At 45.0% G+C, this 26937-nt stretch carries 28 protein-coding genes and 1 other RNA gene; 20 read left to right on the forward strand and 9 right to left on the reverse strand.

Features of this window, described 5'->3' with window-relative positions:
• The first annotated feature begins 326 nt into the window (after window positions 1-326).
• The 4 genes from leuO (at window position 327) to ilvN (ending at window position 5911) form a co-directional block, all read left to right on the forward strand.
• Entirely contained in the window at window positions 327-1286 is a 960-nt protein-coding gene (gene leuO / locus NP165_RS02245) for a transcriptional regulator LeuO (RefSeq protein WP_257084717.1), read from the forward strand.
• 162 nt (window positions 1287-1448) lie between these two features.
• Entirely contained in the window at window positions 1449-3257 is a 1809-nt protein-coding gene (locus tag NP165_RS02250; protein WP_257084718.1) for an AMP-dependent synthetase/ligase, read from the forward strand.
• Between the two features lie 433 nt (window positions 3258-3690).
• A complete protein-coding gene (locus tag NP165_RS02255) occupies window positions 3691-5415 on the forward strand; it encodes an acetolactate synthase 3 large subunit (RefSeq protein ID WP_257084719.1) in 1725 nt (574 codons plus the stop codon).
• 1 nt (window position 5416) lies between these two features.
• Complete coding sequence (gene ilvN, locus NP165_RS02260) at window positions 5417-5911, forward strand: acetolactate synthase small subunit (RefSeq protein WP_257084720.1); 495 nt, start codon at window positions 5417-5419, stop codon at window positions 5909-5911.
• A 73-nt stretch (window positions 5912-5984) separates the two neighbouring features.
• On the opposite strand, the gene serA is transcribed toward ilvN, so the two are convergent.
• From serA to NP165_RS02285, 5 genes are all read right to left on the reverse strand, one after another.
• Window positions 5985-7214, reverse strand: a complete 1230-nt coding sequence (gene serA, locus NP165_RS02265; protein WP_257084721.1) for a phosphoglycerate dehydrogenase — start codon at window positions 7212-7214, stop codon at window positions 5985-5987.
• 238 nt (window positions 7215-7452) lie between these two features.
• A complete protein-coding gene (gene rpiA / locus NP165_RS02270; protein WP_257084722.1) occupies window positions 7453-8109 on the reverse strand; it encodes a ribose-5-phosphate isomerase RpiA in 657 nt (218 codons plus the stop codon).
• A 61-nt stretch (window positions 8110-8170) separates the two neighbouring features.
• Entirely contained in the window at window positions 8171-8758 is a 588-nt protein-coding gene (locus NP165_RS02275) for a 5-formyltetrahydrofolate cyclo-ligase (RefSeq protein WP_257084723.1), read from the reverse strand.
• A 32-nt stretch (window positions 8759-8790) separates the two neighbouring features.
• Window positions 8791-8974: non-coding RNA, 6S RNA (gene ssrS / locus NP165_RS02280), on the reverse strand.
• A 21-nt stretch (window positions 8975-8995) separates the two neighbouring features.
• Entirely contained in the window at window positions 8996-9304 is a 309-nt protein-coding gene (locus NP165_RS02285) for a cell division protein ZapA (protein WP_257084724.1), read from the reverse strand.
• Between the two features lie 226 nt (window positions 9305-9530).
• Between NP165_RS02285 and NP165_RS02290 the strand changes: the two genes are divergently transcribed.
• The 3 genes from NP165_RS02290 to NP165_RS02300 are packed head-to-tail and all read left to right on the forward strand — an operon-like array spanning window position 9531 to window position 12549.
• The gene (locus NP165_RS02290; protein WP_257084725.1) at window positions 9531-10106 is read left to right on the forward strand and encodes a YecA/YgfB family protein; all 576 of its coding nucleotides are present in this window, start codon (window positions 9531-9533) and stop codon (window positions 10104-10106) included.
• Window positions 10107-10118: 12 nt separating this feature from the next.
• Window positions 10119-11297, forward strand: a complete 1179-nt coding sequence (ubiH, locus tag NP165_RS02295; protein WP_257084726.1) for a 2-octaprenyl-6-methoxyphenyl hydroxylase — start codon at window positions 10119-10121, stop codon at window positions 11295-11297.
• Window positions 11298-11322: 25 nt separating this feature from the next.
• Window positions 11323-12549: an FAD-dependent 2-octaprenylphenol hydroxylase gene (locus tag NP165_RS02300; RefSeq protein WP_257084727.1), complete on the forward strand. Its 1227-nt coding sequence runs from the start codon at window positions 11323-11325 to the stop codon at window positions 12547-12549.
• Window positions 12550-12599: 50 nt separating this feature from the next.
• Here NP165_RS02300 and NP165_RS02305 read toward each other — a convergent pair whose 3' ends face one another.
• From NP165_RS02305 to ygfZ, 3 genes are all read right to left on the reverse strand, one after another.
• On the reverse strand, window positions 12600-12806 hold the full coding sequence (locus NP165_RS02305) for a DUF1107 domain-containing protein (RefSeq protein ID WP_257084728.1): 207 nt from the start codon (window positions 12804-12806) through the stop codon (window positions 12600-12602).
• A 611-nt stretch (window positions 12807-13417) separates the two neighbouring features.
• On the reverse strand, window positions 13418-13894 hold the full coding sequence (locus tag NP165_RS02310; protein WP_257084729.1) for an aminoacyl-tRNA deacylase: 477 nt from the start codon (window positions 13892-13894) through the stop codon (window positions 13418-13420).
• Window positions 13887-14852 carry a tRNA-modifying protein YgfZ gene (ygfZ, locus tag NP165_RS02315; RefSeq protein WP_257084730.1) on the reverse strand — a complete coding sequence of 322 codons (966 nt, stop codon included), beginning with the start codon at window positions 14850-14852 and terminating at the stop codon, window positions 13887-13889. Before ygfZ ends, NP165_RS02310 begins: the two co-directional genes overlap by 8 nt.
• A 223-nt stretch (window positions 14853-15075) precedes the next feature.
• Between ygfZ and NP165_RS02320 the strand changes: the two genes are divergently transcribed.
• Together NP165_RS02320 and NP165_RS20040 are read left to right on the forward strand one after the other, a co-directional pair.
• Complete coding sequence (locus NP165_RS02320) at window positions 15076-15336, forward strand: FAD assembly factor SdhE (RefSeq protein ID WP_257084731.1); 261 nt, start codon at window positions 15076-15078, stop codon at window positions 15334-15336.
• A complete protein-coding gene (locus NP165_RS20040) occupies window positions 15308-15703 on the forward strand; it encodes a protein YgfX (RefSeq protein WP_503169887.1) in 396 nt (131 codons plus the stop codon). Before NP165_RS02320 ends, NP165_RS20040 begins: the two co-directional genes overlap by 29 nt.
• A 14-nt stretch (window positions 15704-15717) precedes the next feature.
• On the opposite strand, the gene nadB is transcribed toward NP165_RS20040, so the two are convergent.
• Window positions 15718-17337 (reverse strand): L-aspartate oxidase, encoded by a 1620-nt coding sequence (gene nadB / locus NP165_RS02325; RefSeq protein ID WP_257084732.1) that lies wholly within the window; start codon window positions 17335-17337, stop codon window positions 15718-15720.
• Between the two features lie 403 nt (window positions 17338-17740).
• On the opposite strand from nadB, the gene rpoE reads away from it, so the two are divergent.
• The 11 genes from rpoE to acpS all read left to right on the forward strand — a co-directional run bounded on the left by rpoE (window position 17741) and on the right by acpS (window position 26937).
• Window positions 17741-18319 carry an RNA polymerase sigma factor RpoE gene (rpoE, locus tag NP165_RS02330; RefSeq protein ID WP_257084733.1) on the forward strand — a complete coding sequence of 193 codons (579 nt, stop codon included), beginning with the start codon at window positions 17741-17743 and terminating at the stop codon, window positions 18317-18319.
• Window positions 18320-18346: 27 nt separating this feature from the next.
• On the forward strand, window positions 18347-18973 hold the full coding sequence (locus NP165_RS02335; protein WP_257084734.1) for an RseA family anti-sigma factor: 627 nt from the start codon (window positions 18347-18349) through the stop codon (window positions 18971-18973).
• Complete coding sequence (gene rseB, locus NP165_RS02340) at window positions 18970-19932, forward strand: sigma-E factor regulatory protein RseB (protein WP_257084735.1); 963 nt, start codon at window positions 18970-18972, stop codon at window positions 19930-19932. The genes NP165_RS02335 and rseB overlap by 4 nt, the downstream gene beginning before the upstream one ends.
• Window positions 19929-20399, forward strand: a complete 471-nt coding sequence (locus tag NP165_RS02345; protein WP_257084736.1) for a SoxR reducing system RseC family protein — start codon at window positions 19929-19931, stop codon at window positions 20397-20399. The genes rseB and NP165_RS02345 overlap by 4 nt, the downstream gene beginning before the upstream one ends.
• A 138-nt stretch (window positions 20400-20537) precedes the next feature.
• Window positions 20538-22331, forward strand: coding sequence for a translation elongation factor 4 (gene lepA / locus NP165_RS02350; protein ID WP_257084737.1), 1794 nt, complete (start codon window positions 20538-20540; stop codon window positions 22329-22331).
• 111 nt (window positions 22332-22442) lie between these two features.
• On the forward strand, window positions 22443-23339 hold the full coding sequence (gene lepB, locus NP165_RS02355) for a signal peptidase I (RefSeq protein WP_257084738.1): 897 nt from the start codon (window positions 22443-22445) through the stop codon (window positions 23337-23339).
• Window positions 23340-23354: 15 nt separating this feature from the next.
• Window positions 23355-24032, forward strand: coding sequence for a ribonuclease III (gene rnc, locus NP165_RS02360; protein ID WP_257084739.1), 678 nt, complete (start codon window positions 23355-23357; stop codon window positions 24030-24032).
• Window positions 24025-25002: a GTPase Era gene (gene era / locus NP165_RS02365; protein ID WP_257084740.1), complete on the forward strand. Its 978-nt coding sequence runs from the start codon at window positions 24025-24027 to the stop codon at window positions 25000-25002. Before rnc ends, era begins: the two co-directional genes overlap by 8 nt.
• Window positions 25003-25097: 95 nt before the next feature.
• Window positions 25098-25823: a DNA repair protein RecO gene (gene recO, locus NP165_RS02370; protein WP_257084741.1), complete on the forward strand. Its 726-nt coding sequence runs from the start codon at window positions 25098-25100 to the stop codon at window positions 25821-25823.
• A complete protein-coding gene (gene pdxJ / locus NP165_RS02375) occupies window positions 25820-26551 on the forward strand; it encodes a pyridoxine 5'-phosphate synthase (RefSeq protein ID WP_257084742.1) in 732 nt (243 codons plus the stop codon). Before recO ends, pdxJ begins: the two co-directional genes overlap by 4 nt.
• A gap of 5 nt (window positions 26552-26556) precedes the next feature.
• Complete coding sequence (gene acpS / locus NP165_RS02380; RefSeq protein ID WP_257084743.1) at window positions 26557-26937, forward strand: holo-ACP synthase; 381 nt, start codon at window positions 26557-26559, stop codon at window positions 26935-26937.

Here is a 26937-nt window from a genome sequence, read left to right on the forward strand (position 1 = left end):
TTTTAGATTGTATTTTTCCAGCTTATAGAAAACTTTCTGTGAAACCCTCAAGTATTAAGTAAAACTTGCCTTTGTTTTCAGTGGATTACTTTGTCATTTATAAATTTTTATATAATCGCTATCTGATTGATTCATAATGGTTATATAAAATTATAGATAAAAAATACTGATTAGTTATCAATCTAGTTGCCTTGAAATCATGGATTCGTTGATATTAGCGGCTCGCTGGTCACTATCCAGCACACCCATATAATATCAAACAGGTTCTCTATTCCCGAACGCTAACGATTAGCAAAAATGGCAATATTGATTCTAGAGGCAGACCAATGACTGACAAGAAAGACTCTGTTGGTAGTGTGACCAACTACCGTATGGAAAGCACATTACGCGGAGTGGATTTAAATCTACTCACAGTATTTGATGCAGTGATGCAAGAGCAAAACATTACTCGAGCGGCGCACAATTTAGGTATGTCTCAGCCTGCGGTCAGTAACGCAGTTGCTCGCTTGAAAGTCATGTTTAACGATGAGTTATTTATGCGTCAAGGGCGCGGTATTCAACCGACTCAACGTGCACGTCAACTGTTTGGCCCAATTCGCCAAGCGTTACAGTTGATTCGTAACGAGTTGCCGAGCTCGATTTTCTCACCAGAGACGTCAAGTCGTCTATTTAAGCTATCGATTTGCAGCCCATGTGATATGCGCTTCGCGCCAAAAATCATGTCTTCGATTCACGAGCAAGCACCTAACGTTCAACTTCACCTGGACGCAGAATTTGACCATCAATTGGCAGAGAGAATGCGTTACCAAGAAGTGGACTTTGTTATCGATTACTCTCGTTTTGATGAGCAAGGCTTTTCGAGCACTGAAATCTTCCAAGACGAATTAGTTGTTGTGGCGGCAAAGTCACATTCTCGCATTCAATCGCAAGTGACCGTAGAGCAACTTCGCAGTGAGCGACACGCTAAGTTATCACGTGTTCATGGTCAACGTAGCTTCTCTGAGCAGGCTTACCGTGAATTGGATGTTCAGGCGTATTATGAAGGTGCAAGTTTAAGTAACTTACTTTATGTCGTAGGCCAGTCAGACCTAGTGACTATTGCTCCACGTTGGATGGTAGAAAATGCGGCAAATAGAGAACACCTGCAAGTACTCAATTTCCCATTCGACAACGGTAAAATCAGCGGTTACCTGAGCTGGCATGAATCGAATGAAAAAGATAAAGGACACATTTGGTTGCGTGACCATCTAATGAAGATTTGTGGTGAAGTCGTCGCTATTGCTTAAAAAATATCGAATATGTGTCTTAAAAACCTTGAATGGGATAGCTTCATTCAAGGTTTTTTACTATTTAATTGATAACTTTGATAAGCGTCAGTTGCCTTTTAGCATCCGAAATGTACACTTGTGCGCTCAAAAGCTTACATGTGTAAGCTAAAGGTAGAAAAGATGACCAACTTAGATTTTCATATCGTAAAAAAAATACGTGAACAGATTGCTCAAGGCGGTGATCGTATTGCCCTAAAACATAAAGTGGGCAATATGTGGAACGGCATCAGTTGGAAGCAGTTTGGCCATCAAGTGGATGCTTTGTCACTTGCATTATTGGCTCAAGGGTTAAGAGTTCAAGACAAAATAGGGATTTTCTCAAATAACATGCCGCAGTGGACAATCGCTGATTTTGCAGCGCTTCAGGTCCGTTCGGTGACAGTTCCTATTTATCCGACCAACACGGCAGTTCAGTCAGCTTACATCCTAAAAAATGCGGATGTGCGAGTATTGTTTGTTGGTGAGCAACCTCAACTGGATGCCGCAATATCTATTTTTGACGAATGTGAACAGCTAGAACTGATAGTGGTCATGTCTGATGATATCGAAGTTGGTGATCACCCGTTTGTGATGACTTGGGATAAGTTTATCGCGCAAGGTGAAAGACAGCACCAAACTGAGCTGGATCAACGCCTCGCAGACGCAAACTTTGACGATCTTCTTACGTTGATCTACACCTCTGGTACGACAGGTCAGCCAAAAGGTGTCATGCTCGATTACGCCAATATCGGAGCGCAGCTTGAAGGACACGATCAGAGACTGAGCCTTTCTCAAGACGACGTGTCACTTTGCTTTTTACCACTGTCTCACGTATTTGAGCGTGCTTGGACGTTCTATGTGCTCTACAAAGGCGCAACTAACTGTTACCTGCAAGACACAATGCAAGTGCGAGAAGCACTGAGTGACGTACGCCCGACCGTCATGTGTGCAGTTCCTCGTTTTTACGAAAAGATCTTTTCTGCCATTCATGAAAAAGTAGCGAAAGCCCCATTTATGCGCAAAGTGATGTTCACTTGGGCTGTGAATATGGGAGCGAAAATGGCGGTGTGTCATCAACAAGGTCGACAGCCTTCGTTTGCTCTTAAAAAAGCACACAATCTTGCTGACAAGCTCGTCCTATCTAAGTTACGAGCACTGCTAGGTGGGCGCATTAATTTCATGCCTTGTGGTGGTGCAAAATTGGATGAGACTATTGGTCGTTTCTTCCATGCGATTGGTATCAACGTCAAGCTGGGTTACGGAATGACCGAAACCACGGCGACCGTATCTTGTTGGGATGATAAATGCTTCGACCCAGATTCGATCGGTATGTCGATGCCGGGTGCGCAAGTAAAAATTGGCGAAAACAACGAGATTCTTGTTCGTGGTCCAATGGTAATGCGTGGTTACTACAAAATGCCGGAAGAAACGGAAAAAACGTTCGATGAGCATGGATTCTTGAAAACGGGTGACGCGGGTCATTTTGACGAGAATGGAAACTTGTTTATCACGGATCGCATCAAAGAGCTGATGAAAACATCTGGCGGTAAGTACATTGCACCGCAAATGATTGAAGGTGCCATCGGTAAAGATCATTTTATCGAGCAAATTGCGGTCATTGCAGATACGCGTAAGTTTGTTTCGGCTCTCATTGTGCCGTGTTTTGATAGCCTAGAAGAGTACGCGAAAGAGCTGAATATTAAATATCATGACCGTGTTGAGCTGATTAAGCACCACCAAATCGTCGAGATGCTTGAGAAACGAGTCAATGATCTGCAGAAAGAGTTAGCGAAGTTTGAACAAGTGAAGCGCTTTAAACTGCTGCCAAAGGCTTTTTCGATGGATGAAGGCGAATTAACGCCAACCCAGAAACTACGCCGCAAGGTCATTAACGATAAATATCAGGACGAAATCGAAGAAATGTACAGTGAGAAAGGCGATAAAAAGTAGCTTATCACGGAGTTAATTTTTCGATTGTTCAAAAATCCCTCTACTTGCCTAGTCCGAAAGTAGGGGGATTTTTTATCTATCTAACAAGACCTTATTATGGCCTAACGGACCATTCTTCTACTCGTGCAGTAAAATTATGTTCTGAATTTTCACTAAACTTATACCGAATGAACTGGGTATGTCTTTTTATTTGGTTCTCATACCTTGCATTGCTCACATAATCAGCATCTTGTTTAATTTGCGATGTACATCTCATTAGACCGCTTAGTAATAAAGCGTTACATTGGTTTTGTAACTTACTTTTTGCTACGACAAAGTAAGACATAGCCGAAACTGGAAATATTTCGAATTAGGCTACGAATAAGCCCTAGACTATGTAAAACCAGACCAATGAGTTGACCTTACGAATTGGCACACTGGTAAGGAGAAAAATATGGCAGCGATGTTGTCCGGAGCAGAGATGGTTGTGCAATCTCTGATCGAAGAAGACGTTGAGCAAATCTTCGGATACCCAGGCGGTTCCGTTTTAGACATCTATGATGCGCTACACGCAAAAACAGAAAGCATTAAACACGTTCTTGTTCGACACGAGCAAGCCGCAACACATATGGCTGACGGCTATGCGCGTTCGACAGGCAAACCGGGTGTGGTGCTTGTCTGTTCTGGTCCTGGCGCGACCAATACCATTACAGGTATTGCCACCGCGTATATGGATTCCATTCCGATGATTGTTATTTCCGGCAATGTGCCTAACAGCCTTATCGGTAATGATGCTTTCCAAGAGTGTGATATTGTGGGGGTTTCTCGCCCTATAGTGAAACACAGCTTCTTGGTTAAGAAAGCAGAAGATATTCCAGAAACGGTAAAGAAAGCTTTCTACATTGCGACGACTGGCCGACCTGGTCCCGTTGTGATTGACCTGCCTAAAGATGTCATGAATCCGGAGATCAAACTGCCATACGAATACCCAGAAAGTATTTCGATGCGTTCTTACAAACCAACTACAACCGGTCACAAAGGCCAGATCAAGAAAGGTCTGAAAGCGCTACTTGAAGCGAAGAAGCCTGTACTTTATGTAGGTGGTGGTGCGGTTATCTCTCAAGCAGACGAATATTTGTTAAAGCTTGCTGAAGCTCTGAATCTTCCTGTTGTCAGTACTTTAATGGGTCTTGGTGCATTCCCTGGAACACACAAAAACTCGCTCGGCATGCTCGGCATGCATGGTACTTACGAAGCAAATATGGCGATGCATCACGCTGATCTTATTTTTGGTGTCGGTGTTCGTTTTGATGATCGTACAACCAATAACTTAGAAAAGTACTGTCCTGATGCGAAAGTCATGCATATCGATATTGATCCCTCCTCGATCTCTAAGAACGTTAAAGCGGATCTGCCTATTGTGGGTTCGGCAGAAAAAGTGCTAGAGAGCATGGTAACGCTACTTGAAGAGCAAGGTGCGATAAACGATACAGAAGCGTTAGAGAGCTGGTGGCAAGACATTCAAGTTTGGCGTGACCGTCAGTGTCTGTCTTACGAAACGTCTCCAGAGCGCATCAAACCTCAACAAGTTATAGAAACGTTACATAGGCTTACCAACGGTGATGCTTACGTCGCATCGGATGTGGGCCAGCACCAAATGTTTGCGGCACTTTATTACCCATTCAATAAGCCTCGCCGTTGGATTAACTCCGGTGGTCTGGGTACGATGGGCTTTGGTTTGCCAGCGGGCATGGGCGTGAAATTCGCTAAACCGGATGAAGAGGTGGTTGTCATTACGGGTGACGGCAGTATTCAGATGAACATTCAGGAACTCTCTACTGCGATGCAATATGATATTCCGGTTAAGATCATCAACTTGAATAACCGTTTCCTAGGCATGGTAAAACAGTGGCAAGACATGATTTACCAAGGTCGTCACTCCAACTCATACATGAGTTCAGTTCCTGATTTTGCTGCAATCGCAGAAGCTTATGGTCACGTAGGTATCCGAATTGAGACCCCAGATCAACTAGAGTCGGGTCTTCAAAAAGCTTTAGATATGAAGGACCGTTTGGTGTTCGTAGATATCAATGTAGACGAAACAGAGCACGTATACCCAATGCAAATTAAAGGTGGGGGTATGGACAAGATGTGGCTAAGCAAGACGGAGAGAACCTAATATGAGACACATTATTTCGCTATTAATGGAAAACCAGCCGGGTGCGTTGTCTCGAGTTGTGGGTCTTTTCTCTCAACGTGGCTACAACATTGAGTCGCTTACGGTTTCACCAACCGATGATGCTACCTTGTCTCGTCTGAATCTGACAACGATTTCAGACAATATGCAGTTGGAGCAGATTCAGAAACAACTTAACAAGTTAATCGATATTCTTAAGGTGCAAGAAGTCACTGAATATGAGCATATCGAGCGTGAACTGATGATGGTGAAGGTAAAAGCCAGTGGCTTTGCTCGCGCTGAAGTAAAACGCACCGCCGACATTTTCCGCGGGCAAATCGTGGATGTCACTGCGTCGCTATATACGGTTCAACTCGCGGGAACCAGTGAAAAATTGGATGCCTTTATTCAAGCGATATCTGAAGTGACGGAAGTCATTGAGGTGGCACGAAGCGGTGTGGTAGGTATTGCACGCGGCGAACGCGCCCTGAAACCTTAATCGTCGTTTTTCATAAACACAAAGAAATAAAAAACCCATCGCTACGATGGGTTTTTTGATCTTGGTGATGTTCTTAGTGGAGAATACGCGCGCGTACCGTACCTTCGATGTTTTTAAGCTTCTCAAGCGCTTCTTCAGAGCGATCAGCTTCAACATCAATAACCACATAACCGATCTCAGCGTTGGTCTGTAGATACTGACCCGCAATGTTGATCCCTTCTTCTGCGAAGATGGTGTTGATTTGGGTTAGAACACCAGGACGGTTTTTGTGGATATGCAGTAGACGAGAGCAATCACGATGTTCTGGTAGAGATACTTCAGGGAAGTTAACGCTTGATAGCGTTGAACCGTTGTCTGAGTACTTAGCCAGTTTGCCAGCTACTTCCACACCGATGTTTTCTTGCGCTTCCTGAGTTGAACCACCTACGTGTGGTGTCAGGATCACGTTGTCGAATTTAGTCAGTGGGGATTCAAATGGGTCCGCATTGGTTTTTGGCTCAACCGGGAATACGTCGATTGCCGCACCAGCGATATGACCAGACTCTAATGAGTGACAAAGTGCTTCGATATCCACCACAGTACCGCGTGCAGCGTTGATAAAGATTGAACCAGGCTTCATACGAGCAAACTCTTCTGCGCCCATCATGTCTTTAGTCTCAGGTGTTTCTGGTACGTGAAGGGAAATCACATCACACTTGTTCAGCAGCTCTGTCATGGTGTGAACTTGCGTCGCATTACCAAGCGATAGTTTGTTCTCGATATCGTAGAAGTAAACACGCATACCCAAGTTTTCAGCGATGATACCAAGCTGGGTACCAATGTGGCCGTAACCGATAATACCTAAACGTTTACCACGAGCTTCGTATGAGTTGTCAGCACTCTTCTTCCAAATACCACGGTGCGCTAGTGCGTTTTTCTCAGGAATGCCACGAAGCAATAGAAGAACCTGACCAAGTACTAATTCAGCGACACTACGAGTATTCGAGAACGGTGCGTTGAAGACAGGAATACCGCGGTTTGCTGCAGCCTTAAGGTCAACTTGGTTAGTACCGATACAAAAACATCCGATGGCGACTAACTTTTCGGCCGCATTGATGACTTCTTGGGACAAGTTAGTACGTGAGCGAATGCCAATAAAATGCGCATCTTTTACCGCTTCAATCAGTTCTTCTTCCGGTAAGGAGCCTTTGTGGTATTCGATATTGGTGTAACCTGCGGCTTGTAATACCTCGACAGAAGAAGGGTGTAGACCTTCTAGAAGGAGGATCTTAATTTTGTCTTTTTCCAGCGAAACTCTGGCCATTATCTTCATCCTTAAAATGGGAAATTGGGGCTTAACTGGCGCACATTGTAAATGGATAACGTTTTCGTACGTTCACATATGACGCAAACGTTTTCCTAGGCGTCTTCTGAAATCTAAGTTAACAAAAAAAAGACAGTTTGGGTAAGAAAATTACGTAATAAGCAATAATTTTTATAGGGGAGAAAGAAAATGGCACCGATGGGTGCCATTTATAATGAATTAATTGGATTCTGACCAATTATTCTTCAATTTTTGCGCCTTCAGGAGTGCCTGTGATCACGACATCTGCACCGCGATGTGCAAATAGACCAACGGTTACCACGCCAGCAAGTGCATTGATTTTGTTTTCAAGATCTTTCGGGTCAGTGATTTTTAGGCCGTACACATCTAGGATGACATTGCCGTTATCAGTGACTACGCCTTCACGGTAAGCAGGATCACCACCCAGTTTCACCAATTCACGTGCTACGTAAGAACGAGCCATTGGAATCACTTCTACAGGTAGTGGGAATTCTCCCAATACATCAACCGCTTTGGTGTCGTCTACGATACAAATGAACTTGTCAGAGATTGCCGCAACGATTTTTTCACGTGTCAAAGCAGCACCGCCACCTTTGATCATTTCGCGAGCTGCATTGATTTCATCTGCGCCATCGACATACACATCTAATTTAGCCACTTCGTTGCAGTCGAAAACCTCAATACCAAGACCTTTCAGTTTTTCAGTGGAGGCTTCTGAACTTGAAACCGCACCTTTAATGTCGTCTTTGATAGTGCCTAGAGCATCGATGAAGTGATTGACCGTCGAGCCTGTACCGACACCGACAATGCTGTCTTTTTCGACATACTTTAGTGCTGCCCAGCCAGCTTCTTTCTTCATCTCATCTTGAGTCATGCCCATCTCCTAAATGCGGTAATATTAACGTTTGCGGCGCGATTATATGATCAATCCTGACTTATTCCCAATCCCAGATCTGGCTTGGTGTCACTATTTTAGGTAATGGTATATCCCAAGATTCAATCGGCAATTTATCGACATGTTGGCAGTCATGTGCCAGCCCGATAGGTTTTGGCCCATGACCAGTCTTAAACCAAGGCTCTAGCGTGCGATCGTAGTAACCACCGCCCATACCTAGGCGATGACCTGTGGAATCAAACCCTACTAGCGGAGTACAGATAATGTCGAGCTGCTGAGCTGGGATGATCTGAGTCTGATCCAGTTTAGGCTCCGCAATGTAGTAGCGGTTAAACACCATAGGTGTGTTTTGATCGTAGTGGAGAAACAGCAGATGCCCTTGCGAAAAAGGATGGATAACAGGCAAGTAGGTTTTCTTACCCTGACGCCACAGCCATTCGATGAGCGGCGTGGTGATTAACTCGCCATCCGCTGAAAGGTATAAAGCAACATGCTTAGCGTTTTGAAACTCAGTCAATTGTGCACATTGACTGACAAGATCCATGCTTGCTTGAAACTGAACGTCACTATGTAACTGGTTACGTTTAAAACGGATTTGTTTACGAAAATCTTGACGGGAGAGAACCATAAAATATACCCATTGATAGTAGGGTATCGAGGGAATACCCCAGAGTGCCGTTGGAGATTATTGACCCTTGAACCAGCTGGTTCAAGGCGGATCAGCAGAGATAACCGTAGGCTTCTCGGTACAAGCCGAGCCTGCTCAATAGCTATCAAGTACTAACCCTTAGGTATTGCTTATCGGCTCAGGGACGTAATCCCCTCACGAACACTCCAGGGTAAATTCTTGTTTTGGCTGTAAAGGTTATTGCTGTCCTGGCTTTACTTTACTTAAGGCATCACCTAGTGAGGCCGTGAGCTCTTCCATTCGCTCAGTTAACGCGTGTTGTTGCTCTTCCTTTACCATATCACGGCTCTCTAGCTCATGACAAAAGTTAAGTGCGACAAACATCAGCAATTGAACTTCGTTAGTGATTTTGGTCTTAGTGGCCATATCTTTTAGGCTGTCATTCAAGCGATCGGCCGCTCTCAGCAAAGACTCTTCTTGTCCTGCTGGGCAGTTTACACGTGTTACCTTACCTAAAATTTCTACTTCAACCGCTTGACTACTCATATCGACTCTGTACGCGTTATTAGAGGTGACTCTGCAGTTTGTCACCGAGGAGGAAACTATAGAAAAAGCCCTGTTAAGATTCAAGCCTTTCGCAGTCAAGTCTGCGGTAATAACACAGTAATTGGACAATTTGTGTAAAAGCTACCCATAATTGCTGAATCGCTCGTTTCCGCATTCTTTGGTAAATGGTACGATTGGCTTTATTTGTAAATTTTTAGGTCTCTGCATGAGTGAATCCCAACTTCCTGATTACCTTACACTAGCTAGCGAGCTGCAATCAGCCGGTATTGCCGTAACCCCTTCAGAACTGCATGGCCTTCTGACTGGAATGTTAAGTGGCGGTTTACACTTAACAGACAAAAGTTGGCAGCCAATGGTGTTTGATTACACGAATGATGGAATGGGCTGGCCGATGCAAGTACTTAAACTTGCCGAAAAAACGCTGGACGCAACGATCAGCGAGTTGACAGGCTCAGGCATGGAAATCTCTATGCTTTTACCTGACGAAGAAGCAAGCGCAAGTCTGTTTGATATGGCAGATGGACTGGCTGATTGGGTTAATCACTTTATTTCTGGTCTTGGCCTAGTCAATGCTGATCTGAAAAAAGCCTCTGCTGAAGTCAAAGAAGCCTTAGCGGATTTAGAAGAGATTTCTAAACTGGGTATTGATGAAGATGATGACATGGAAGAGCAAGCTCAGCTACTTGAGCAAGTTATTGAACATGTTAAAGCTTGCGTGTTAACTATCCATGCAGAATTTGGCCGTAAACCTGCAGAAAACAAGGCTCCAACTATTCACTAATCAGGTAATCTCATGAAGCAGTTTGATGTTGTGATTGCTGGTGGTGCGATGGCGGGAATGACGCTGGCGCTGGCCATCAATAAACTGTCTGATAAGCCTCTTTCAATTGCTGTGGTTGAACCCTTCAAGGCAGACCACCAAGCACATCCAGGCTTTGATTCTCGCTCTATCGCTCTTTCTTACGGTACTGTGAACACCCTTAAAACATTGGCACTTTGGGATGATATTGCAGAGGTTGCGACGCCTATCAAGCATATCCATGTCTCTGATCGTTCACATGCGGGTATGACGGATATCACCACAGAAGAAGTCGGCGTTGAGGCTCTAGGGTATGTCGTGGAACTGGCGGATGTGGGTAGGATTTATCATTCGAGAGTGGAAAATGACGATCACATCGAATTGTTGTGTCCTGAGTCAGTGGCAGCGGTAGAACGTTCTCAAAATGATGTAACCGTTACTTTAAGTAGTGGTGAGAGTATTTGCAGTAAGCTATTGGTTGCTGCAGATGGCGCGATTTCTACCTGCTGTGAAAAGGTTGGTTTAGAGCTGGTTGAGCATGACTTTGAACAAGTTGCTTTGATCGCAAACGTAAAGGTACAGGCCGCACCAAAGGGAATGGCGTTTGAGCGTTTTACTGAGTCTGGTCCTATTGCGCTTTTACCAATGAGTGAAGGGCGCATGTCTCTTGTATGGTGCTTGAAACCAAGCGAAGCCGACTCTGTCATGTCACTCAACGATGAAGCTTTCCTACAAACACTTCAGGATGCGTTTGGTTGGCGAGTTGGAGCGATGGCACAAGTTGGCCAACGTGCGAGTTATCCGCTGCTACTGCGCTATCGACGACAGAATATTTCCCACCGTTTTGCCATTGTTGGCAACGCCGCTCAAACACTTCACCCAATTGCAGGGCAGGGGTTCAATTTGGGTATTCGTGATGTCGCTACGTTGGCAGAAGAGATTGCTGCTTCAGCACACGATCCGGGGACGTATCAGGTATTAAGCCAATTTAAAAATCGTCGAGAGCGTGACCGAGAAGCGACGATCTCTTTGACCTCTTCGCTTGTTCATATCTTTTCAAATGATTACCTAACAATGCGTATAGGTCGCAACCTTGGCTTGGCCGCGATGGATAACTTGTCGGTTTTAAAAGCTCCGCTTCTTGCCAGAACATTGGGCCTCGTTACACGATAGCAGTTCATATAAGGAAACAAATTAGATGATGCAAAGCGTAGATATTGCCATTGTTGGCGGTGGTATGGTTGGACTTGCTCTAGCCGCTGCATTTAAAGATACAGACCTGCGTATCGCTGTTATAGAAAGCCAAGAACCTAAAGAGGATCTGTCTGAACTCCCTGATGTCCGAGTGTCCGCTTTGAGCCGTTCCAGCGAGAACATATTACGCAATCTGGGAGCGTGGCAAGGGATCAGTCATCGTCGCTGTGCGCCATACGCGGCAATGGAAGTCTGGGAGCAAGACAGTTTTGCTCGTATAGAATTTGATGCTCAGAAGCTCGCGCAACCTGACCTTGGACATATTGTTGAAAACCGAGTGATCCAACTTGCGTTGTTAGAGCAAGTGAGAAAGCAAACTAATGTCACTCTGTTTATGCCTGTAAAGTGCACGAGCTTAGCGGTAGGTGAGAGTGAAGCATGGATATCTCTAGACAATGGTCAGGCACTGACGGCCAAACTGGTTGTAGGTGCAGATGGCGCTAACTCATGGGTACGCAAGCAGCAAGATATTCCGTTAACACACTGGGACTATGGTCACAGTGCTGTTGTTGCGAACGTTTGGACAGTGGAACCACATAAACGTACAGCACGTCAGGTGTTTACACCTCAAGGCCCTTTGGCGTTTCTTCCTTTGGGAGAAAGTAATATGAGCTCTATTGTCTGGTCTACCGAGACATCGCGTGCCGAGAAGTTGGTCTCAATGTCGGCGGTGGAATTCAATAAATCTCTTACGGCTGAATTTGATGCCCGTTTAGGGTTGTGTGAGGTAGTGGGTGAACGCTTTGCCTTCCCACTAAAAATGCGTTACGCCCGTGATTTTGTCGTTGAGCGTGTTGCCTTAGTCGGTGACGCAGCCCACACAATACATCCTCTAGCTGGGCAGGGAGTAAACTTGGGTTTGCTCGATGCGGCAAGCCTAGCGCAAGAAATCATGGTTTTGTGGAATCAAGGCGAAGATATTGGCACTAAGCGAAATCTGCGTGGTTATGAGCGTTGGCGTAAAGCGGAAGCAGCGAAAATGATCGCGGCGATGCAAGGCTTCAAAGACCTGTTTGCGGGTGATAACCCTGCTAAAAAGTTGGTACGTGGTTTAGGTATGAGCTTGGTTGGCCAGCTTCCTGGTGCCAAAGATGAAATCATGAAGCGCGCATTAGGTCTAAAAGGAGAACTTCCTGACTTGGCAAAAATGCAAAAAGTATCGATTGGCTAAACTTTAAAGGGTTGGTGAATACAACCCTTTTTTTATCAATAAGCGGGAACTTAAGCATAAGCGCATCGTAGCTTCATGATTTCCTGGTTCACTTCTTTCACTGCTTGAAAGTGCCTTTTCTCTGCTTTCTCTGGGAGAATCAGTTTCCCGTTGTCGAACTCAAATTTACCTACCCCGTAAATATAAATTCTTCCTTTAAATAATCGACTTACATGTTTAGCAATCATACCTGGTGTATAGCGCTTAAACAGTCTCATATAAAATCCTTATCGTTTTCGAGCACTGAATATTATACGAAGATCCCTCCTGAATTTGTGTGATGGCAGTGGAGGAATATGCAGTATTTTTGAATTAATTAGATATCTGTGTTGTTGTGGGAAAAATTCCTGGTGGATATCTACTTAATTGTGATAATCACCACAATTAAGTTCTGCCAATGAAACTTTACCCTGTTTAACTCAGCGCATATTAAGCCCGAGTAATATGACATTTTTAAGAATAGTCGAAGAAGTTATTAAGGTGAGTGTCGCCTATGTGATACTTTTGCAAAAAAAAGCCCGCTCATTGCGGGCGAATAGTCACAGATGCATTACACAAAAAGTGGATGTACTGAAACAATCAGTGGATTCACTTTTATGTTGGAGTTTGCACTGATGAGTCAATTCGCTATGAAAGCAATCGGTTACTCATCATGCAGTTGTTCCATTTTGCTGGAACTTAGACCAACAAAGCCAGCATAAAGTAAAAAGGCCCTTTCGACTATACATGCTTAATAAATGAATAATAATTTAGTACAGATTGATCTTTAAGTGTGCATAAGATCACTAAGCTGTGAAAATTAGTGATCTCTATCTGGGAAAAGAGAGGATTATTCGCGACAAATATCAGCAAAGATAGGCTTGCATAGCTTGATAAGATCTTCGCAGCGGATTGCGATGCCAGCCATATTCGATCCACTACTTATCGTCACCTCATCTTCGTGAAGTATCTTATGATCAAAGATGATCGACATAGGTGTCTTAAGCAGAAGCGGGGTGACTGTGCCGACTTGGTATCCGGTGAGTTCCGTCACTAAACTCAAATCAACACAAGTCATGCGTCGACACTCAAGTAAGGCTCGCACTTTTTTCGGATCAACAGATTGATCCCCGGGCGCACATGCAAGTGCATACAGATTGCCCATATCTCTCAGTACGATCGACTTCACCATCTGGCTAGTGCGGATGCCTCGTTGCTTCGCGGCATCTTCTATTGTTACAGCGGGGGTAGTATGCAGCAGCAAGCGAAAGCTCACTTGCTGCTCAGTTAGGTAACGAGTGACTTTAGTTTCGAACACGTTATTCATCTTCGAGTGAATAGGGCAGAGGTTCGATTTTCCACAAAGAATCCGGAGCGTCTTTCAAACGAAGTTGAGTCTCGTTTTCTAGGTTATTTGGTAGCACAACTAACCCGATCGTTTTGTTGTCACTGAACTGATAGCTGGTTAAAAGCTTACCTGCACCACGCCAGTTATCACCGACTGCGCGTTCTAGCTCTGCATTGGCCTCAGGGTTATTATTGGATTGGCCCGATACGATGAACATCGCACGCTTGTTCATACCACGGTATTTTGCGCGAGCTACTGTTTCTTGCCCAGTGTAGCAGCCTTTAGTAAAGCTGATGCCATCAAGCGCTTGAACGTTTAATGCTTGAGGGATGTGTTCATTTTGTTGATGAGCCGTCAATACTGGCAGGCCAGCTTCGATATCTAAACGAGTCCATAATGATTCATCAATCAGTTTGCCTTCAAAGTTATCTACCAGTTGCGCTGCATTCTCTGCATTGACCAAAAGCAACCAGCGTTGCTCATCAATTTTGATTGCTGTGCCACCAGTGATCTGACGGACATCTTCTGTACTATCCGATAATTGGTCGACGAATAGAGTCGCTTTGCTACCAATCACGCCCAGTGCCACGTCTTCGCTTTCTGAGATATCTACTTTTGAGAAAATGGCGTATTTTTTTATCTCAGCTAATTCAACAGCAATCGCTGATTTTGGTTGGAACATCGCGTAACCACCGTTGTGATGGAACAAGCGAAACACGCTCCACACTTTACCTTTCGCATCACAATGTGCGCCTAGCGTAGAGTCACTTTCTTTCAGCGAGACAACATCACACGTCACTTGTCCGCTTAGGTATGATTTTTTGTCATCTCCAATCATGTTAATCGCACCCCAAGAAGTAAGGTGAGACAGAGCCAGCTCAGGTAGAGCATCTGTCGTTGATAATGAAAGGGGCGCAAATCTATTTTGCCAATCCATGATAGTTACCTGCTTTACGTTTAATAACGCTATGTTAAATCTGAATGGCCCTACTAAACAACCTTTGGTGTTGTAAGCGTTTTAGGGCGGTTTATTGACCTATAATTATTAGACCAACCTCTTAACTCGATTGATATTACTCTGTTGTGTGACTGACTTAGTAGTCGTTATTAGGCTCGCTTGATAAACTTAGGGTAAAAGAACCGGTAAGGTGAGGAATAGAATGTACACCACGGAAGAAAAAGCGCGTATTAAGTGGGCGTGTCGTAGAGGAATGCTAGAGCTCGACGTAGTGATCATGCCTTTTTTCGAAGAATGTTTTGATGAGCTGCAAGAAAATGAGCAGCGTGACTTTGTTTCTTTGTTGGAATGCGATGACCCAGATTTGTTTACTTGGATTATGGGGCATGGTCGCAGTGAGAACCTAGCACATGCGTCTATGATAGATAAAATTGTTGCTCACAACCTCAGCAAAGTACGTTAGATTTGTAGCGAACCCTTCGTATTTATCTCAACAGGCCAATATCGGGTTACTCGTATTGGCTTGTTTTGTTATTGTTTATTCTGATATCCCTCTTGCTCCCACATTTTTATTGCTTCATCTAAGTTACCGACAATTTTCTGAACATGGACTTTTAGTGACACCGTTAAGTGGAAAGGTGGACTTTCATCACTCCGGGCATCACGAATATAAACAGACTCCTTTCCCAGTGAAAAAAGTGATTTTCCTGATGGATAAATTGGGCTTACTGTTTGTCCTGAAAGATGGTCGGCGGTTTATGTTGTGGCGGGATAGTGTCGATGAGGCAGAGTACCGCCATCTTGTCGTGTGGTTAAAAAGGGAGCACTGAGCTCCCTTAGTCTTTTATTGTAGTTTTTTAGGGATCAAAATGGTGGGGCCGCTATCTTCCGCAAGCTCTGGATAGTCCAAAGTATAATGCAGGCCACGACTCTCTTTACGCTCCATCGCACATCGCACCATTAATTCAGCCACTTGAAGGAGATTACGCAGCTCCAGTAAGTTGTTGGAAACACGGAAGTTACTGTAGTACTCGTGTGTTTCTTGTTGCAGTAGTTGAATCCGGCGCAACGCACGTTCTAGGCGTTTGTCAGTACGAACAATACCCATGTAATCCCACATGAATAGGCGCAATTCGTGCCAGTTGTGCTGAATGACAACCTCTTCATCTGAACAACTCACTTGGCTTTCGTCCCAGGCTGGTAGGCTAGGTGGAAGCTCAGCATTGTCGAGTTTCTTAATAATGTCTTTAGCCGCTGCCCACGCATAAACCACACATTCGAGCAGTGAGTTAGAAGCCATACGGTTTGCACCGTGTAGACCGGTGTAACTCACTTCACCAATCGCGTAAAGTTGGGAAAGATCCGTTTGGCCGTTGAAATCAACCATGACCCCGCCACACGTGTAGTGAGCCGCAGGTACGATTGGGATCGGCTCTTTCGTCATGTCGATACCAAGGTCGAGTAAACGCATGTTTATCGTTGGGAAATGCTTTTCGATAAAGTCTGCAGGTTTATGACTGATATCTAAGTACATGCAATCTGCACCAAGACGTTTCATTTCAAAGTCGATAGCGCGAGCAACAACGTCACGTGGAGCTAACTCTTCACGCTCGTCAAAATCAGGCATAAAGCGACTGCCATCTGGACGACGTAGGTAAGCGCCTTCGCCGCGCAACGCTTCTGTCAGCAAGAAGTTTCTGGCTTCAGGATGGAATAAACACGTTGGGTGGAATTGATTAAATTCTAGGTTTGCTACGCGACAGCCAGCACGCCATGCGATGGCAATACCGTCACCAGAGGAGACATCTGGGTTCGAAGTATATTGATAAACTTTTGAAGCACCGCCTGTAGCCAAAACAACAAATTTGGTACGTACGGTTTCAACATGCTCTTCGTTGCGGTTCCAAATATAGGCACCGACGACTTTCTTGTTGTCACCACCTGCTTTTACTTTGTCTTCAGTGATGAGATCAAGTGCGTTGTGGCGCTCTAAAACAGTGATGTTAGGGTGATTGTTTGCGTTATCTTGCAGTGACGTTTGCATCGCCATCCCTGTCGCATCGGCTGCATGAAGAATACGGCGGTGACTGTGACCACCTTCGCGTGTTAGGTGATAACGGGGCTTTTCGCCGTCATCATTTTCTTCACGGTCAAATGGAACACCACCATCAATTAGCCACTGAACACATTTCTTCGCATTCTTAGCAATAAACTCAACAGTTTCTTTTTCACATATGCCGCCACCGGCGATCAGGGTATCTTGGACATGTGATTCGATACTGTCTGACTCATCAAACACTGCGGCAATACCACCTTGAGCGTAGTAGGTTGCCCCCTCACTACGAGGACCTTTGCTCAATACGATGACTTTGGCATGTTCTGCTACACGTAACGCCAGTGATAACCCTGCAGCACCACTGCCTACCACTAACACATCACATTGATGTTCACGGTTTGCGTTCATAAAACTTTTAAATTCCCGAGTTAAATTATCTCGATGCACAGAACTTACCTGAAAACGGAAGGGTAATTAGTGCCTCGAACCAAGAGTTATCCCACTCTCAATCAATTTGCCAATGCAAATACGGCCCTGAATATTTCAGAGTCAGCTCACTATAATAGCACTTGCGCACATGCAATTCTTTGTAAATAGCATTGCTTTTGTTGACCTACATCCTCACAATTTAGATTAGAAGGTATTTATTCAACTACTTGCTAAAATTAAGCTTAAAGAAAGTTTGAACTTAATATTTTTTACTAGGTCACAATAGTGCTCAAGTAGGCAGTGGTGTCAATACTACATTTTGCATAATTAATGCTCATATCTAAAAGGTATGTAGCTAAGAACAATAGGAGTACCCGCTCGAATGAACGAGCAGCTGACCGATCAAGTATTAGTTGAGCGAGTTCAGAATGGAGATAAGCAAGCGTTTAATCTATTGGTAATGAGGTACCAAAACAAGGTTTGTAACCTTATCTCTCGCTACGTCAATAACCCTGGTGATGTACCTGACGTAGCACAAGAAGCATTTATTAAAGCGTATCGAGCAATTCCTAATTTCCGAGGTGAAAGCGCCTTTTACACCTGGTTGTATCGTATCGCGGTTAATACTGCTAAAAATCACATCGTGGCGCAGGGGCGTAGGCCTCCAGCTCAAGATGTGGATACTGAAGAAGCTGAATTTTACGAAACTGGTAGTGCGTTAAAAGAAATTTCGAACCCTGAGAACTTAACGTTGTCCAAAGAATTGAAACGAGTGGTTTTCAGTGCAATTGAAGCACTACCTGATGATTTAAAAACCGCAATGACTTTACGAGAGCTAGATGGCTTAAGCTATGAAGAAATTGCGGAAGTAATGGATTGCCCAGTCGGAACGGTACGCTCGCGTATTTTCCGTGCGCGTGAAGCGGTTGAGAAGAGGATACAACCTCTTTTACAACGCTAAATACCTGCAATAATTATGGTGAAGATAATGGCTGACAAAGAGAAACTTTCAGCACTCATGGATGGAGAGTTGATCGACAAAGCTTTAATTAGCGAGCTGGAGTACGATCAAGATAGCCAGCGGGCTTGGAAAAATTATCATTTAATTGGTGATGTAATGCGAGGGGATGCACCGGAAAAACCGGAGTGGAGCATCGCTGAAAGTGTCGCATTAGCGCTTGAGAATGAGCCTACTCATTCTGCATTAAGATCGCAAAGCTCAGTCGTTGATTTTGAACGTCAGGTTGAGTCACAACCGACGCCAGCGCAAGCTCGCCGACAACTCCCAACTTGGTTGACCCAGTTTGGACAAGTTGCAGTTGCAGCATGTGTGTCTCTTGCGGTTATTTTGGGTGTTCAGCAATACGGTGGTAGTGATCCAGCGTCGCCAGAAGCTGATCAGCTGCCTGTCCTTCAAACCATTCCTTTTGCTGGAAGTGCTGAGCCAGTAAGCCTCACTCGTGATTCTTTGTCTCATCAAAACCCAAATGCAACTAATGCTCAAGAACAAAGGCAGAGAATTAACGCGATGCTCCAAGATTATGAACTACAACTGCGTTTAAACAGTGAAAGTAGTGCAGGACATAATGAACATCCAGAAACGGTAGTTGAATGAAAAAACTTCTGATCGGTGCGCTGACACTGCTCAGTTTGAATATGCCTACAGCCTTTGCAGAGAAACCCGCTGCCGAGGCTTTGTTGCATCAAATGAACGGAGCAAGCCAGCGTCTTAATTTTGAACTGTCTTATATCTTAATTGAGAAAAATAGTATCGAGCCTTTGCTTTATAGACATGCAGTGTTAGAGGAACAGCAGCTCGAACACTTGGTCTATTTGAGTGGCCCTATCCGAGAAGTCATACGTCGTGGTGAAGAAGTCAGTTACATCGAACCCGGTAGAGATCCCTTTACGATCGAATCAGGAAGTATGGTTGCTCCGATTATCCCCTTTCTAAATGCAGATGTTGATTATCTGAGTAAATATTACGACTTTATTGAGCTTGGCCGAGCGCGTGAAGCAGGTTCTGCATGTCAGGTGTTACGTGTAGTCCCGAAAGATGGACTCCGCTATTCCTACGTTGTTTGGGTCGATGAAAAGAACAAGTTACCACTGAGAGCCGATCTTATTGACCGAGATGGAGAAGTGCTAGAACAGTTCAGAACTATCTCATATAGCGTTAGCGATCAGGTGGTCGACATCTTAAGTGGATTAAATGATGTCAAACTTCCGGATGTGCTTTCCCTGCCTAAAGGGCAAATCTTAGAGTCTTATTGGCATGTCAATTGGATTCCAAATGGCTTTGAAGCGAAAGAGCTCAACCGTTACCGTATGGCAAATACAGAACGTATGGTAGAAAGCCAGATGTATAGCGATGGCTTATTTAACTTCTCTGTTTATGTGGCAGACAGTGATAATTTGTCGCTTAAAGGCCAGCTTATCAGGCAAGGAAGACGTACGCTGCATAGTCTAGTAAACGGTGACCTTGAAGTCTCTGTGATTGGCGATATACCACCAGCGACTGCGAAACGCATTGCTCAATCTGTGGTGATTTCTCCAGAGAGTGCAACGCCATGATGACCGCATTAGCAACTGTGTCTGCTGTAAAAGCGCGTGCAGAAGGTTATGAAGTTGAACTGAGTTGTGACCAACAAACCAGTTGCAACAGTTGTTCATCGCAAAAAAGTTGCGGCACAGGCGTGGTTTCCAAAGCCATCGGTAAAAAGTCGCTTCATTGGCATTTGGTTACCAAAAAAATCGTCAAAGAAGGTCAGGTGGTCGAAATCGGTTTGCCTGAGAAAAGTTTGTTGCAGTCGGCCGCTATTGTCTATCTCATCCCGTTGTTTGCATTGATTATCGGTGCAGTGTTAGGACAGTGGATGATCGCCCCCTGGCTGGGTGGTGGAGAAGGATTCGTCATTCTTAGCTCTGCTATCTTTACTGGTGCTGGCATTTACCTTGCGAAAGTGATGGCAGCAAAACAGGAAGAGCTCTCTTCAGAGCAGGTTACCTTGCTAAGGATATTGGGAGAACCAATTAGCTAGTGCGAAGCGCCCAGAAATTGGGTAGAATCGGCCAACTTGATTGAAATGCCGTCAAACGACGGCTTTTCTATACCCCTTCTATACAATATGTGGGTATGTATTTTTCCTTATTTTAAAAGAGTTTAGTCACACCAAATCATGAAGCACATTCGTAACTTTTCGATTATCGCCCACATCGACCATGGTAAGTCGACCCTATCTGACCGTTTGATCCAAGTTTGTGGTGGCTTAAGCGACCGTGAAATGGCAGCACAGGTTCTGGACTCAATGGACCTAGAGCGCGAACGTGGTATCACCATCAAATCTCAGAGTGTGACTCTAAACTACACTGCAAAAGATGGTGAGACTTACCAATTAAACTTTATCGACACCCCAGGACACGTTGACTTCGCGTACGAAGTATCGCGTTCATTAGCGGCATGTGAAGGTGCACTGCTGGTGGTAGATGCGGGTCAGGGCGTAGAAGCGCAAACACTGGCTAACTGTTACACCGCGATCGAGATGGATCTGGAAGTTGTGCCAATCTTAAACAAGATTGACCTTCCAGCAGCTGATCCTGAACGTGTTGCGGAAGAAATTGAAGAAATCGTTGGCATCGACGCGATGGAAGCGACACGATGCTCAGCGAAAACGGGTATTGGTGTTGATGACGTTCTAGAGAACATCGTATCAGCGATTCCAGCGCCAGAAGGTGATCCAGATGCGCCACTTCAAGCGTTGATCATCGACTCATGGTTTGATAACTACCTTGGTGTTGTGTCTTTAGTGCGTATTAAGAATGGCGAACTAAAGAAAAACGACAAGATCAAAGTAATGAGCACTGGTCAAACTTGGGGTGTCGACCGTCTAGGTATCTTCACTCCAAAACAAGTGGATACAGATGTTCTACGTACTGGCGAAGTAGGCTGGGTGGTGTGTGGTATTAAAGACATCCTTGGCGCGCCAGTAGGTGATACGCTAACTCTTGCGAAGAACGGCAGTGACAAACCGCTACCGGGCTTTAAAAAAGTAAAACCTCAGGTATACGCAGGTCTGTTCCCTGTATCGTCTGACGATTACGAAAACTTCCGTGATGCGCTAGGTAAACTGAGCCTGAACGATGCGTCGCTGTTCTACGAGCCAGAAAACTCTGCGGCACTAGGTTTTGGTTTCCGTTGTGGTTTCCTTGGCATGCTGCACATGGAAATCATCCAAGAGCGTTTGGAGCGTGAATACGATCTAGACCTGATTACTACTGCGCCAACGGTAGTTTACGAAGTAGAACAAACCGACGGAAAACTGCTGTATGTTGATAGCCCAGCGAAACTTCCAGCAGTAAACGACATTGAAGAAATCCGTGAACCAATCGCGCGTTGTAACATTCTAGTGCCTTCAGAGTACCTAGGTAACGTGATTACGCTGTGTGTGGAAAAACGTGGTACTCAGGTCGATATGGTTTACCACGGTAACCAAGTGGCAGTGACTTACGATATCCCGATGGCAGAAGTGGTATTGGACTTCTTCGACCGTCTGAAATCAACGTCACGTGGTTATGCGTCTTTGGATTACAACTTCCAGCGTTTCGACGCGTCTAACATGGTACGTGTTGATGTACTGCTTAACGGTGATACGGTTGACGCTCTTGCGATGATTACCCACAAAGATCAATCGCAAACTCGCGGTCGTCAGCTAGTTGAGAAGATGAAAGAGTTCATCCCTCGTCAGATGTTTGATATCGCGATTCAGGCGGCAATCGGCAACCACATCATCGCGCGTTCTACGGTCAAACAGCTACGTAAGAACGTAATCGCGAAATGTTACGGTGGTGACGTCAGCCGTAAGAAGAAACTTCTGAAGAAACAGAAAGAAGGTAAGAAGCGCATGAAGCAGATCGGTAACGTAGAACTGCCGCAAGAAGCGTTCCTTGCAATTCTTCACGTAGGTAAAGACTAGATATCAATCGTACTAAACATCTGGTTAGCATGATGGGTATGAATTGAATTGGTAAATAGAGTGAAAGAGTTCTGCTCTTTCACTTTCGTATTTTTAAGATAAGGGAAGTCAATGGCGAACACATTTTCACTGATCCTCGTTATCGTTACTTTGGTGACAGGTATCGTTTGGGTTTTAGAGAAGCTGGTTTTTGCAAAGAAACGTCAGGCTCAAGTCGGGGAAGTGGAAGCGAAAACCAACGGTCTTGACGTAGCCACTCTGGACAAAGTGAATAAGCAACCTTGGTGGGTAGAGAACAGTGTTTCTATCTTTCCTGTGATTGCCGCGGTGCTTGTATTACGCTCCTTTATCTACGAGCCGTTTCAAATCCCTTCGGGCTCAATGATGCCAACATTATTGGTCGGGGATTTTATTCTGGTAGAAAAATACGCCTATGGTCTGAAAGACCCAGTTTGGCGTACACAGTTAGTTGAGACTGGTGAACCGGAACGTGGTGATATTGTGGTATTTAAATATCCACCTCAGCCAAACATTGATTACATCAAGCGAGTCGTAGGCCTACCAGGTGATACGGTGCGCTATAGCAATGAAAAAGAAGTATGTATTCAGTCTCCGGGCCGAAGCAGTTGCCAACCAGTTAAACTTTCTCATGTTGAAGAAAGCCAATTTATCCAAAATGGTATCCCTCTGATTCAGATGGATGAAAAGTTGGGTGAAGTAGGTCATCAAATCCTCGTTAACCCGTTACGTCGTGATCGTGTTGAAGCGTATCAACCACGTAGCGGCGTAAACGAATGGGTTGTGCCAGAGGGTCAGTACTTCGTTATGGGTGATAACCGTGACAACAGTGCAGACAGCCGTTACTGGGGCTTTGTGCCTGAGGCAAATTTGGTAGGAAAAGCAGTAGGCATCTGGATAAGCTTCGAGTTTGAACGTGATGCTAACAGTGTTCTACCTTCTTGGATTCCAACAGGTGTACGTTTTAGTCGCATCGGTGGTATTAACTAAATAAATCGAGAGAGCATGAATTCTCCTATCATGAAATTAGAAAAAAAGCTCGGCTATCAGTTTAATGATGCTGAGCTTATCAACTTAGCGCTGACTCACCGCAGCGCTAACGGTAAACACAATGAACGTCTTGAGTTTCTGGGCGATTCAATTTTAAGTTTTGTCATTGCAGACGATCTTTATCACCGTTTCCCTAAAGTAAACGAAGGGGACATGAGCCGCATGCGTGCAACATTAGTGCGTGGAAATACATTGGCGGAGCTAGGTCGAGAATTCGAACTAGGAGATCACTTAAAATTAGGTCCAGGTGAGTTAAAAAGTGGCGGTTTCCGTCGTGACTCTATCCTTGCTGATGCGGTTGAAGCCATCATTGGTGCTATCTATCTAGATAGTGATATTGAAATGGTTCGTGGCATCATTCTTAGCTGGTATAAGCAGCGTCTGGAAGCGATTAAACCGGGTGTTTCTCAGAAAGACCCTAAAACACGTCTTCAAGAATTTCTGCAAGGCAGAAGAAAACCACTTCCTGTTTACACAGTGACTAATATTAAAGGTGAAGCACACAATCAGGAATTTACTGTGTCGTGTGACGTTGCAGGTATCGGAGATCCTGTAATTGGTAAAGGCACCAGCCGCCGCAAGGCAGAACAAGCGGCTGCAGAAATAGCACTGGAGCAATTGACCAATGGCTGATTCAACAGATAACAACGAATTTGACATCGATGCGTTTTTCTCTTCAAGCAACGAGCCAACAAGCTCGCCAGAGAATCAACATTGTGGCTTTGTCGCGATCGTAGGTCGTCCAAACGTAGGTAAATCGACCCTACTGAACCGAATCCTTGGACAGAAGATTTCTATCACCTCGCGTAAACCACAAACCACTCGTCACCGCATTATGGGTGTTGATACCGAGGGTGATTATCAAGCGATTTACGTTGATACACCGGGACTGCACATTGAAGAAAAACGTGCAATTAACCGTCTGATGAACCGTGCGGCGAATTCATCTCTCAGTGACGTTAACTTAGTGTTCTTCTTGGTTGATGGCACACTTTGGACAAAAGATGACGAAATGGTGCTGACAAAGCTTCAAAAGTCGAACTTCCCTGTGGTTCTGTGTGTTAACAAAGTAGACAACGTACAAGATCGTAATGAAGTCATGCTTCATATGATGGAGGTGTCGAAGAGGATGGATTTTGTTGATGTTGTGCCAATCTCGGCTAAACACGGCAAGAACATCGATGTGTTACGTAAACATGTACGCGAGTATCTACCGAAAGCGACTCACCACTTCCCTGAAGAGTATGTCACCGACCGTTCTCAGCGCTTTATGGCGTCAGAGATCGTACGTGAAAAGCTAATGCGTTTTACGGGTGACGAGCTACCTTACTCAGTAACGGTTGAGATTGAACGTTTTGACTACAACCCAGAAACGGATGGCTTCCACATCAACGCGTTGATCTTGGTTGAGCGCAGTGGCCAAAAGAAAATGGTGATTGGTAAAGGCGGCGAGAAGATCAAAACCATTGGTCGAGAAGCACGTCTAGACATGGAAGAGCTATTTGGCCGCAAGGTTTACCTAGAAACGTGGGTGAAGGTGAAATCTGGTTGGGCAGATGACGAACGAGCACTTCGCTCTCTTGGCTATATCGACGATTTATAAGGAGTGCGAGGCAGTGTCGCTTCGCTCCGAATAGTACGAAATAAGGAGCCATTGGGCTCCTTATTTTTTTATGTAATATTTTTCTGGCAAACTTTATGTCTTCTGAAGGCCTACAACGCTGTTTTGTTTTGCATCGTCGCCCCTATAGTGAATCGAGCTTGATCCTTGATGTTTTTAGCGAGGAGTATGGCCGCGTTACGCTGATGTCTAAGGGAGCAAGAAGCAAGCGTTCTAATTTGAAAGGAGCGCTGCAGCCGTTTACGCCACTATTGCTGAAATGGTCTGGCAACGGCTCGATGAAGACGTTGCGACAAGCTGAACCGATCAGTCTTGGCTTGCCATTGAGTGGGATTAATCTTTACTCGGCGATGTATGTCAACGAGTTGATTGGCCGAATATTGATGGCAGAAGTGCCAATGCCGGCATTGTTTCATGATTATCTTCACGCGCTGACAGAGCTGGCGCAGAGTGAAAACCCTGAACCTGCATTACGTCGCTTTGAACTCGCGATGCTATCCGCGATGGGATATGGGGTGGATTTCCTTCATTGTGCAGGTACAGGAGAACCTATCGACCCTGAGATGACTTATCGCTATCGCGAACAGAAAGGGTTTATTGCATCGGTGCGTCGAGACAACCTGACGTTTCTTGGTAACGAATTAATTGCCATCAGTGAACGTAGATTTACCACAAAAGAACAACTTAAAGCAGCAAAACGCTTTACACGTATAGCCTTAAAGCCGTATCTTGGCGGCAAACCATTAAAAAGCAGGGAACTATTTTTGTCGATGGTTCCCAGAGCACGGAGTATTGGAAAATGAGCTCAATTTATCTAGGTGTTAACATCGATCATATTGCGACTTTACGTAACGCGCGTGGTACGAAATATCCAGATCCTGTCCATGCAGCAGAGGTTGCTGAACGTGCGGGAGCGGATGGTATTACAATTCACCTACGTGAAGATCGTCGTCATATCTTAGATAGAGATGTTCGTATTCTGAGAGAGACGTTGCAAACTCGCATGAACCTAGAGATGGCTGTCACTGAAGAGATGGTTGAAATCGCTCTGAAGACAAAACCAGAATACGTGTGCCTAGTCCCTGAGAAGCGTGAAGAGCTGACCACTGAAGGCGGCTTGGACGTTGTGGGTCAGCTAGAAAAAGTTAAAGCAGCGACACAGATACTGACCGAAGCGGGAATCAAAGTCTCGCTGTTTATCGACGCAGACCGCGAACAAATTGATGCTGCTAAAGCGTGTGGCGCACCTTTCGTTGAATTGCACACTGGCCACTATGCAGATGCTGAAACAGAATTAGATCAGCAGAATGAGCTTAAAAAAATCGCAGCTGGCGCAAGCTACGCGGCCAACCAGGGTATTACAGTAAATGCAGGTCATGGTCTGACTTACCATAATGTTGCACCTATTGCGGCAATTCCTGAAATTTACGAGTTGAACATCGGACACTCTATTATTGGCCGTGCAGCTTTCGATGGATTACACAAAGCCGTTGCTGATATGAAAGCACTGATGGTTGAAGCGCGTAAGTAAGCCCCATGGCAATTGTTGGACTAGGCACCGATATTGCGGAAATCGAGCGAGTGGAAAAAGCGCTCGCTCGAACGGGTGAAGCCTTTGCCCGCCGGATTCTGACTGAGGTAGAACTCGAGAAGTTTCACAGTTTGAAGCAGCAAGGGCGCTTTTTAGCCAAACGCTTTGCCGCGAAAGAGGCGGCGTCCAAAGCGTTAGGGACTGGCATCGCATTGGGTGTCACGTTTCAGGACTTTATCATCAGCAACGATGAATATGGTGCCCCCGTATTAACCTTGGTCAACAAAGCACTCGAGATCGCGCAGCGCAAGCAGGTGCAACATATCCACTTGTCGATTTCCGATGAGCGGCACTACGCGATGGCGACAGTGATTCTTGAACAATAA

The sequence above is a fragment of the Vibrio japonicus genome (assembly GCF_024582835.1).
Taxonomy (GTDB): Bacteria; Pseudomonadota; Gammaproteobacteria; order Enterobacterales; family Vibrionaceae; genus Vibrio; species Vibrio japonicus.

Bases quoted from the DNA above. Each gene is read 5' to 3' on its own strand.
- leuO (WP_257084717.1), top strand. From the start codon at position 327: ATGACTGACAAGAAAGACTCTGTTGGTAGTGTGACCAACTACCGTATG.
- NP165_RS02250 (WP_257084718.1), top strand. From the start codon at position 1,449: ATGACCAACTTAGATTTTCATATCGTAAAAAAAATACGTGAACAGATT.
- NP165_RS02255 (WP_257084719.1), top strand. From the start codon at position 3,691: ATGGCAGCGATGTTGTCCGGAGCAGAGATGGTTGTGCAATCTCTGATC.
- ilvN (WP_257084720.1), top strand. From the start codon at position 5,417: ATGAGACACATTATTTCGCTATTAATGGAAAACCAGCCGGGTGCGTTG.
- serA (WP_257084721.1), bottom strand. From the start codon at position 7,214: ATGGCCAGAGTTTCGCTGGAAAAAGACAAAATTAAGATCCTCCTTCTA.
- rpiA (WP_257084722.1), bottom strand. From the start codon at position 8,109: ATGACTCAAGATGAGATGAAGAAAGAAGCTGGCTGGGCAGCACTAAAG.
- NP165_RS02275 (WP_257084723.1), bottom strand. From the start codon at position 8,758: ATGGTTCTCTCCCGTCAAGATTTTCGTAAACAAATCCGTTTTAAACGT.
- NP165_RS02285 (WP_257084724.1), bottom strand. From the start codon at position 9,304: ATGAGTAGTCAAGCGGTTGAAGTAGAAATTTTAGGTAAGGTAACACGT.
- NP165_RS02290 (WP_257084725.1), top strand. From the start codon at position 9,531: ATGAGTGAATCCCAACTTCCTGATTACCTTACACTAGCTAGCGAGCTG.
- ubiH (WP_257084726.1), top strand. From the start codon at position 10,119: ATGAAGCAGTTTGATGTTGTGATTGCTGGTGGTGCGATGGCGGGAATG.
- NP165_RS02300 (WP_257084727.1), top strand. From the start codon at position 11,323: ATGATGCAAAGCGTAGATATTGCCATTGTTGGCGGTGGTATGGTTGGA.
- NP165_RS02305 (WP_257084728.1), bottom strand. From the start codon at position 12,806: ATGAGACTGTTTAAGCGCTATACACCAGGTATGATTGCTAAACATGTA.
- NP165_RS02310 (WP_257084729.1), bottom strand. From the start codon at position 13,894: ATGAATAACGTGTTCGAAACTAAAGTCACTCGTTACCTAACTGAGCAG.
- ygfZ (WP_257084730.1), bottom strand. From the start codon at position 14,852: ATGGATTGGCAAAATAGATTTGCGCCCCTTTCATTATCAACGACAGAT.
- NP165_RS02320 (WP_257084731.1), top strand. From the start codon at position 15,076: ATGTACACCACGGAAGAAAAAGCGCGTATTAAGTGGGCGTGTCGTAGA.
- nadB (WP_257084732.1), bottom strand. From the start codon at position 17,337: ATGAACGCAAACCGTGAACATCAATGTGATGTGTTAGTGGTAGGCAGT.
- rpoE (WP_257084733.1), top strand. From the start codon at position 17,741: ATGAACGAGCAGCTGACCGATCAAGTATTAGTTGAGCGAGTTCAGAAT.
- NP165_RS02335 (WP_257084734.1), top strand. From the start codon at position 18,347: ATGGCTGACAAAGAGAAACTTTCAGCACTCATGGATGGAGAGTTGATC.
- rseB (WP_257084735.1), top strand. From the start codon at position 18,970: ATGAAAAAACTTCTGATCGGTGCGCTGACACTGCTCAGTTTGAATATG.
- NP165_RS02345 (WP_257084736.1), top strand. From the start codon at position 19,929: ATGATGACCGCATTAGCAACTGTGTCTGCTGTAAAAGCGCGTGCAGAA.
- lepA (WP_257084737.1), top strand. From the start codon at position 20,538: ATGAAGCACATTCGTAACTTTTCGATTATCGCCCACATCGACCATGGT.
- lepB (WP_257084738.1), top strand. From the start codon at position 22,443: ATGGCGAACACATTTTCACTGATCCTCGTTATCGTTACTTTGGTGACA.
- rnc (WP_257084739.1), top strand. From the start codon at position 23,355: ATGAATTCTCCTATCATGAAATTAGAAAAAAAGCTCGGCTATCAGTTT.
- era (WP_257084740.1), top strand. From the start codon at position 24,025: ATGGCTGATTCAACAGATAACAACGAATTTGACATCGATGCGTTTTTC.
- recO (WP_257084741.1), top strand. From the start codon at position 25,098: ATGTCTTCTGAAGGCCTACAACGCTGTTTTGTTTTGCATCGTCGCCCC.
- pdxJ (WP_257084742.1), top strand. From the start codon at position 25,820: ATGAGCTCAATTTATCTAGGTGTTAACATCGATCATATTGCGACTTTA.
- acpS (WP_257084743.1), top strand. From the start codon at position 26,557: ATGGCAATTGTTGGACTAGGCACCGATATTGCGGAAATCGAGCGAGTG.